The following is a 7,776-nucleotide window of genomic DNA, read 5'->3' on the forward strand; positions in this document are numbered from 1 at the left end:
CCTCGACCGCAATCCCGAGGGCGCTGCGCCGCGCGGCAAGTGGGCGGACCTGGACTTTCTGCGCGAGGTGTTCGGCCTCAATCCGAAGCTGAAGGACACCCAGTTCGCCGACTACCACGGCCACGGCTGGAACTTCCGCGCCATCTTCAAGCGCAACCGAGACGGCGAGCTGCTCGACAAGGACGGCGCGGTCATCGCGAACGACGACCCCGAGAAGTTCCACAAGAAGGGCGCGCCCGAGTTTACGCCCGCCGGCCAGAACGCGCCGGGCAAGGCGGTCCACATGATGGACATCCACGCCGAGAAAGGCATGCAGTGCGCCGACTGCCATTTCGCGCAGGACAGCCACGGCTCGGGCCTGATCATGGGCGAGGTGGCCAATGCGGTGGAGATCCGCTGCAAGGACTGCCACGGCACGTCCAACGCCTATCCGACGCTGAAGACCTCGGGCCCGGCGGCCGACCCGAAAGGCAACGACCTGACCCTGCTGCGCAACCCCGACGGCCAGCGCCGGTTCGAGTGGGTCGAGCGCGACGGGCGCCAGGTGCTGATCCAGCGCTCGCTGCTGGATCCCAAGGTCGAGTGGCGGATCAAGCTGACCAAGGACACGGTCGACCGCAGCTCGCCCGACTTCAACGCCAAGTCCGCCCGCGCCAAGCTGATGAGCAAGATCAGCCAGGACGGCCGGCCGTTCAGCTGGGGTCCAGGCGTGGCCGCGGGCGACCGCGCTCACAACGACGACGAGATGGAATGCTTCGCCTGCCACACCTCGTGGACCACGGCGTGCGCGGGCTGCCACCTGCCGATCGAGGCGAACTGGAAGACCACGACCCACAAGTACGAGGGTGAGGAGACCCGCAACTACGCCACCTACAATCCTCAAGTGGCGCGGGATGACATGTACCAGCTGGGCAAGCACCAGACGACGAAGGGCTCGACCATCGCGCCGATCCGCTCGTCCTCGGCGCTGGTGCTGTCGTCGACGAACGTGAACCGCGAGCGGATCTACGTGCAGCAGCCGCCGATCGCCGCGTCGGGCTTCTCGAGCCAGGCATTCGCGCCGCACTTCCCGCACACCGTGCGCACGACCGAGACCAAGACCTGCTCGGACTGCCACGTGAGCGCGGCCAACGACAACAACGCGATCATGGCCCAGCTCCTGCTGCTGGGGACCAACTTCGTGAACTTCGTCGGCCAGAACGCCTGGGTGGGCCTGGAAGGCGGCATTGAGGCGGTGCGCGTGTCCGAGTGGAGCGAGCCGCAGGCGGTGTTCGGCAGCTACCTGCACCGCTACGCCTATCCCGATTTCTACAAGCTGCACGTCGACCAGAATAAGCGCGAGCTCAAGGACTGGCGGCGCGGCAAGCCGTTCGTCGACGGCCTGAAGGGCGGCGAAGAGGACGCTTACGAGGAGATCTCCAACTTCCACCACAAGACCGACGGCGCGGCCCGCTGCCTGCAGCTGCGCGGCGAATACATGTTCGTGGCGGAAGGGAAGGGCGGCTTCCGGGTGTTCGACGCGGCCAGCGTGGCCAACAAGGGCATCTCGCAGCGGGTGATCACCGCGCCGTTCTCGCCGCTGGGCCACGACACCAAGGTGGACTCGAAGAACGCCACCTGCATGGCGCTGTCGACCAATCAGAACATCGCGCCGCTTCGGAACGAGGCGATGGCGAAGATGATGGTCAAGGACCCGGTGACGGGCGCCGACGTCAGCCTGCTGCGGGCCAACCAGGAGCAGGCGTTCCACCCGCTCTATTCCTACGCCGTCATCACCGACAGCGAGGAGGGCCTGATCCTCGTCAACGTCAACACGCTGGCCGACGGCGACCCGCGCAACAACATGCTGAAGCGGGCGGTCACCTGGAACGCCGGCGGGGTGCTTAGGGGCGCGCGCCACATCACCCTGGGCGGCCACTACGCCTACATCGCCGCCGACGCGGGCCTGGTGGTGGTCGACCTGAACGATCCGCTGAAGCCGCGGCACGTGACCACCGTCTCGCTGCCCGACGCGCGCGCCTCGGCGCTGCAGTTCCGCTATCTATGGGTCACCACCCAGCGGGGCCTGGAACTGCTGGACGTCACGAAGCTCGACCAACCGAAGCTGGTGGAAGGCGCGACGGTGCCGCTGGTGGATGCGCGGCGCGTCTATGTGGCCCGCACCTACGCCTACGTCGCCGCCAAGCGCGACGGCCTGGTCATCGTCGACGTGAAGAATCCCGAGCGGCCGCGCCTGCACCAGAAGTTCGACGGCGGCGGCGCGATCACCGACGCCGAGGACGTGGTCGTGGGCTCCACCAACGCATCGCTGTTCGCCTACGTCGCCGACGGGCGCAACGGCCTGAAGGTGGTGCAACTGATCAGCCCGTCCAGCCAGCCCAACTTCTACGGCTTCTCGCCGGCGCCCAGGCCTGAGCTGATCGCCTGGGCGAGGACGCCGTCGCCGGCGCTGGCGCTGTCCAAGGGCCTGGACCGCGACCGTGCCGTCGACGAGACGGGCGGCCAGATGGCGATCTTCGGCCGCCTCGGCTCACGGCCCTTCAACCGGTCCGAGATGGAGCGCTTCTTCACCGACCGCTGGGGCCGGCCCTACCGGGTCTCCGACGCCGTGGACATGACCGCTTGGTTGGGGCCTGGGCTGGTGCAGCAGGCGGACCGCTGACCGTCATCCCACGGCCAGCCGCAGGCTGATCCGGGGGACTATGCGGACTCAGGAGAGCTGCGGATTCAGCTTGGGTCCCCCGGATCGCGCGTTGCGCGACCGTGGGATGACGATTAGGTGGCGGGCGCGTCCGTCGGCGTGGTGTAGGCCGGGATCGGCATGGGCACGCCCTTCAGGTCGATCTCGCCCACGGCCTCGATCGGCACGCTCTGCTTGGCCAGCTTCAGAGTGTCGGCGCTGAACAGGATGCGGGTGCCGAAGGTCTTGTTGGCGGCCTCCAGCCGCGCGGCGATCACCACCACCTCGCCATAGGCCGTGTAGTTGAACCGGCGCTCGCCGCCGAAGTTGCCGACCAGCCCGATGCCTGACGACAGGCCCATGCGCGTGTAGCCGAACTTGATGCCGCGGGCGATCATCCTTTCCCGGATCTCGAGGGCGTAGACGTCGATCTCGCGGGCGCAGGCGATGGCGCGGTCGGCATGGTCGGGCGAGAGCACGGGGGCGCCGAAGATCGCGATGATGCCGTCGCCGGTCATCTTGTCGATCATCGCCTCGTGCTTCCACAGGATGTCGATGACCCCATCGAAATACTCGTTGATCACGCCCTCGAAGGTCTCGAGGTCGAGGCTGGCCACCAGGTTCGAGAAGTTCTCCAGGTCGGAGATCATCACGGTGATCTCGCGCTCCTCGGCGCCGATCTTCACCTCCTCCTGGCCGTCGACCATCCGGTCGATCACCTGCGGGGCGAGGTAGCGCTCCAGCGTCGAGGAATAGAAAGCCCGCTGAGTCTGCAACTCGGCGGCGGCCAGGCGGCTCAGGATGAAGAACGCCAGCGCGAAGCTGATCCCCGGCGAGGTCATTGGCGCCATCCACGCCAGGCTCTGGTAGAGGAAGTAGGCGATGAGGCCGAAGAGGCCGATCCCCAGCACCACGATACCGATCGAGAGCCACCAGCTCTGGGTAGACCGGCCAAGCAGCGCGCCGCCCATGCCGGCCGCGAAGACCAGCAGCGCCGTCGAGAGCGGGCCCGGCGTGTGGATGCTGTCGCCCGCCAGCATCTGCGAGAGCGCATGCACGTGCACCTCCACGCCGGGCGTCCCGTCGAAGTGCCCCGGCACGAAGCGCATCGGGGTGTAGTGCATGTCGTCCTTCAGCGTGCTCGCATCGACCGTGGCCGAGCGGGTCACGCGCCCGATGAAGGCGATCTTGTCCTTGAAGAACGCCTCCGGGAGGAACGCCACGAACGCGGCCGAGTACGATGGCGCGATCGCGCCGGTGTTCTCGGCCTTCACCGAGGGGTCGGCCCGCCGATAGCGGATGGCGAAGTCACCCTTCTTGGGCTTCAGGCCTTCGGTCACCATGCCGGTCTGGGTGGCCAGCGCCGGATAGCGGCCGGGCAGCGGGTCATAGCGGCGGACGACGTCGTCGTAGTCAGTGCCGATCAGCGCCCGGGCGTCGGCGTAGTTCAGCTTCTTCGCCACCGGAAAGTCGACGCCGGGGGTGAGCTGCGGGTCCACGGCCGCCACGATGGGCGCCTTCACGGGCGCGATCCGCCGCTGGAAGTCGGCGAACTCCTCGGGCGTGCTCCAAGTGTCGAGCAGATAGTCGACGGCGACCGCCTTGATGCCTTTGGAGTCCAGGGTGGCGATCAGGTCGCCCAGCCAGGCCTTGTCGATCGGCGACAGGCAGTGGCAGGGGGAGGCTTCGCTCATCGCATTCAGCGCGTCGTCGTCGATCTTGATGATCACGAACTTGGACTGCGCCGCCGGCGCGCCGGCGGCGATCCGCATGTCGGACGTCAGGTTCTCCACGAACCGCCCTGGCGTGGAGCCGCCGAGCCACAGCGCGGCCGCTGCAGCCACGACGGCGACCACCACGGTGACGAAGGCGTCGGCCCAGACCTTGCCGCCGGTGGCGCGCAACCAGGCGCGCAGGGCGATGATCCGCCCGATCAGACCTCTTGGCGTGCCCGCAGCAGCCATGGATCAGGCGAGCGTCCGGAACGGGAAATTGTAGGTGACGGCCGGCGTGTATTCCCCCGCCTGGCAGATGTGGGTGGTCAGGCTGCCGGCCTGGCACATGAGCAGCGCGAACGCCGGCGGCTCCTCGACCAGGATCTCGCGACCGTCGGGCACGTGCATGTCGACCTCGGTGAGGTCGAGGGTGAGCTGGATCGAGGTGGCGGGCGCGGCCGTCAGCACGTGGCCGGCGAACGCGCCGTTGAACGCCCGGTGGATGTGGCCGCACAGTAGCGCCTGCACCTGCTCGCGGCCCTTCAGCACCGACGCCAGGCGGCCGATCCAGGGGGAGGCCGGATCCGGGTCCATCCACTGGATGCCGCTGGGAATCGGCGGGTGGTGCAGGATGACCGCCGTGGGCTTGTCGGGCTCGGCCTCGAGGGTGGCCGCAAGCCAGGCGGCGCGGTCCTCGCAGTAGTCGCCGTGGTTCGGCCCCTCCAGCGTGTCGCACACGACCATCCGCATCGGCCCGAAGTCGACGGCGTACTGGATGAAGCCGTTCTCGTCGGTCTGGGCCCCGGGGCCGTCGAACACCGACAGGAAGGCCTCGCGGCTGTCGTGGTTGCCCATGCCGTAGAAGACCGGAATCTCGCTCTCGGCCATCAGCCGCTGGAGTTCGAGGTACTCTTCCCGTTCGCCACGATCGACCAGGTCGCCGCTTGCCACGATGGCTGCCGGCCGTGGCCGCAGCTCGTGGATCGCCTTCATCACCTGGCGCAGGCGTTCCTCATTCCGCTGTTGGTTCAGCGGATCCTTGTCGGTCGTCACGTGCAGGTCTGTGATCTGCGCGATCGTCAACACCAAGCCGCCTCCCCAAGCAGCGCGCACTGTCCCGGTCTAGATACGGACGCTTAGCGGCGGCGGATGACCAAGTTGCGAATTTCTGTCATGTCCTCCATCGCGAAACGAACGCCCTCACGGCCGAGACCCGAGTCCTTCACCCCGCCATAGGGCATGTTGTCGACCCGGTAGCTGGGGACGTCGCCGATGACGACTCCGCCCACATCGAGATGGTCCCATGCTTCGAGCATCTTGTAGAGGTCGCGTGTGAAAACGCCGGTTTGGAGGCCGAACTTGGAATCGTTCACCTCGGCCAGGGCGTCCTTGAAGTCGGTGAACTTCGAGAGGATCGCTACCGGCCCGAACGCTTCCTCGGCGTAGAGCGCTGCCTTGCGGCCGACACCCTCCAGCAGCGTGGCCTCCAGCATCGCGCCCTCGCGCTTGCCGCCGACCAGCAGCTTTGCGCCGTCGGCGACGGCGGCCTGGATCCAGCTGTCGAGCCGGGCGGCCTCCTTCACGTCGATCATCGGCCCGACGAAGGTCTCTTCCTTGTGCGGGTCGCCGGTCACCAGCGTCTTGGTCTTGGCGACCAGCCGGTCCTTCAACTCGTCGTAGATCGAGGCGTGGATGATGATCCGCTGCACCCCGATGCACGACTGGCCCGACTGGTAGAAGGCGCCGAAGACGATCCGCTCGACGGCGTCGTCCAGGTCGGTGTCGGCGTCGACGATCACCGCGGCGTTGCCGCCCAGCTCCAGCACCACCTTCTTCTTGCCGGCCTTGGCCTTGAGCTCCCAGCCCACGCCGGGCGAGCCGGTGAAGGACAGGAGCTTGAGCCGCTCGTCGACGGTGAAGAGGTCGGCGCCGTCGCGCTGGGCCGGCAGGATCGAGAACGCGCCCTTGGGCAGGTCGGTCTCGGCCAGGATCTCGCCGATGATGATGGCGCCCAGCGGCGTGCGCGAAGCGGGCTTCATCACGAACGGGCAGCCCACCGCCAGCGCCGGGGCGATCTTGTGGGCCGCCAGGTTCAGCGGGAAGTTGAAGGGGCTGATGAACGAGCAGGGGCCGATCGGCACCCGCTTCCACATACCCTGGTAGCCCTTGGCCCGAGGCGAGATGTCGAGCGGCTGGACCTCGCCCGTCATCCGCACGCTCTCCTCGGCGGCGATGCGGAAGGTGTCGATCAGGCGGGTGACCTCGCCGCGCGCGTCACGGATCGGCTTGCCGGCCTCGATGCAAAGCGCATAGGCCAGCTCCTCGAACCGCTCCTGGAAGCGCTTCACGCAGTGCGCGAGCACCTCCTGCTTGGCGTAGGACGGCATCCGCGCCATCGGCTCAGCCGCCTCGACGGTGGCGGCGATGCCCGCGTCGATGATCGCCGCGTTGGCCAGGGCCACGCGGGTCGCCACCTTGCCGGTGTACTTGTCGGTGACCTCCAGATCGAGGTTCGGGGTCTGGGCCTCGTTGGCCAAGTAAAGCGGGTAGGAGTCCCGAAGGGCGGTCATGTCCGTATCCTTTGGCTTCTGCCGCTTAGATGGCCGCGCTCAGTTCCTTGATCTGGCGGTTCAGGATGAGGTCGTTGTCCGAGTAGTCGACCGGGCAATCGATGAGGTTCACCCCAGGCGTGTCGAGGCAGCCGCGCAGGACCTTCGGCAGTGACGCCGACGAGTCGATGCGGAACCCGTTCGCGCCGTAAGCCTTGGCGTACTCCACGAAGTCGGGGTTGCCGTAGGTCAGGCCCCAGTCCTTGAAGCCCATGTTGGCCTGTTTCCAGCGGATCATGCCGTAGCTGCCGTCGTTCAGGATCAGCACGGTGATGTTCAGCTTCAGACGGACGGCCGTCTCCATCTCCTGGCTGTTCATCATGAAGCCGCCGTCGCCGCAGATCGCCATGACCTTGCGCTCGGGATAGATCATCGCGCTGGCCATGGCGCTGGGCAGGCCCGCGCCCATGGTGGCGAGCGCGTTGTCGAGCAGCACGGTGTTGGGCCGGCGCGCCGCGTAGTTGCGGGCGAACCAGATCTTATAGACGCCGTTGTCGAGGCAGATGATGCCGTCGTCCGGCATCGCCTCGCGGATCTGCTTCACCAGGAACTGCGGATAGATCGGGAAGCGCTGGTCGTTGTCGTACTTGGCCGCGTGCTCCACCTCGGCGGCGCGGGCCTTGTACATGGCCGAGAAGTCCCAGCCCGCCTGGGGCAGGATGTCTTCCTTGATCTGCCAGATGGCGTTGCCGATGTCGCCGATCACCTCGTACTGCGGGAAGTAGACCGGATCGACCTCCGCCGAGCGGAAGTTGATGTGGATCACCTCGGC

Annotated in this window: 5 protein-coding genes; 1 reads left to right on the forward strand and 4 read right to left on the reverse strand. The window is 67.2% G+C overall.

What is annotated here, in order from left to right; all coding sequences use genetic code 11:
- Positions 1–2,662 (forward strand): hypothetical protein (locus VGD44_RS10975; protein WP_331086841.1); only part of this gene is annotated, 2,662 nt, incomplete at its 5' end.
- A gap of 113 nt (positions 2,663–2,775) precedes the next feature.
- On the opposite strand, the gene VGD44_RS10980 is transcribed toward VGD44_RS10975, so the two are convergent.
- From VGD44_RS10980 to VGD44_RS10995, 4 genes are all read right to left on the reverse strand, one after another.
- On the reverse strand, positions 2,776–4,644 hold the full coding sequence (locus VGD44_RS10980; RefSeq protein ID WP_331086843.1) for an adenylate/guanylate cyclase domain-containing protein: 1,869 nt from the start codon (positions 4,642–4,644) through the stop codon (positions 2,776–2,778).
- Between the two features lie 3 nt (positions 4,645–4,647).
- A complete protein-coding gene (locus VGD44_RS10985; RefSeq protein ID WP_331086846.1) occupies positions 4,648–5,481 on the reverse strand; it encodes a phosphodiesterase in 834 nt (277 codons plus the stop codon).
- A 50-nt stretch (positions 5,482–5,531) separates the two neighbouring features.
- Entirely contained in the window at positions 5,532–6,965 is a 1,434-nt protein-coding gene (locus VGD44_RS10990) for an aldehyde dehydrogenase family protein (protein ID WP_331086848.1), read from the reverse strand.
- A 25-nt stretch (positions 6,966–6,990) separates the two neighbouring features.
- The coding region (locus VGD44_RS10995; protein ID WP_331086850.1) for a thiamine pyrophosphate-dependent enzyme at positions 6,991–7,776 on the reverse strand (786 nt) is incomplete at its 5' end.

Origin of the sequence: Phenylobacterium sp. (assembly GCF_036402295.1) — a bacterium.
Taxonomy (GTDB): domain Bacteria; phylum Pseudomonadota; class Alphaproteobacteria; order Caulobacterales; family Caulobacteraceae; genus Phenylobacterium.

Coding starts and splice junctions, on each gene's coding strand:
- VGD44_RS10990 (WP_331086848.1), bottom strand. CDS start 6,965: ATGACCGCCCTTCGGGACTCCTACCCGCTTTACTTGGCCAACGAGGCC.
- VGD44_RS10980 (WP_331086843.1), bottom strand. CDS start 4,644: ATGGCTGCTGCGGGCACGCCAAGAGGTCTGATCGGGCGGATCATCGCC.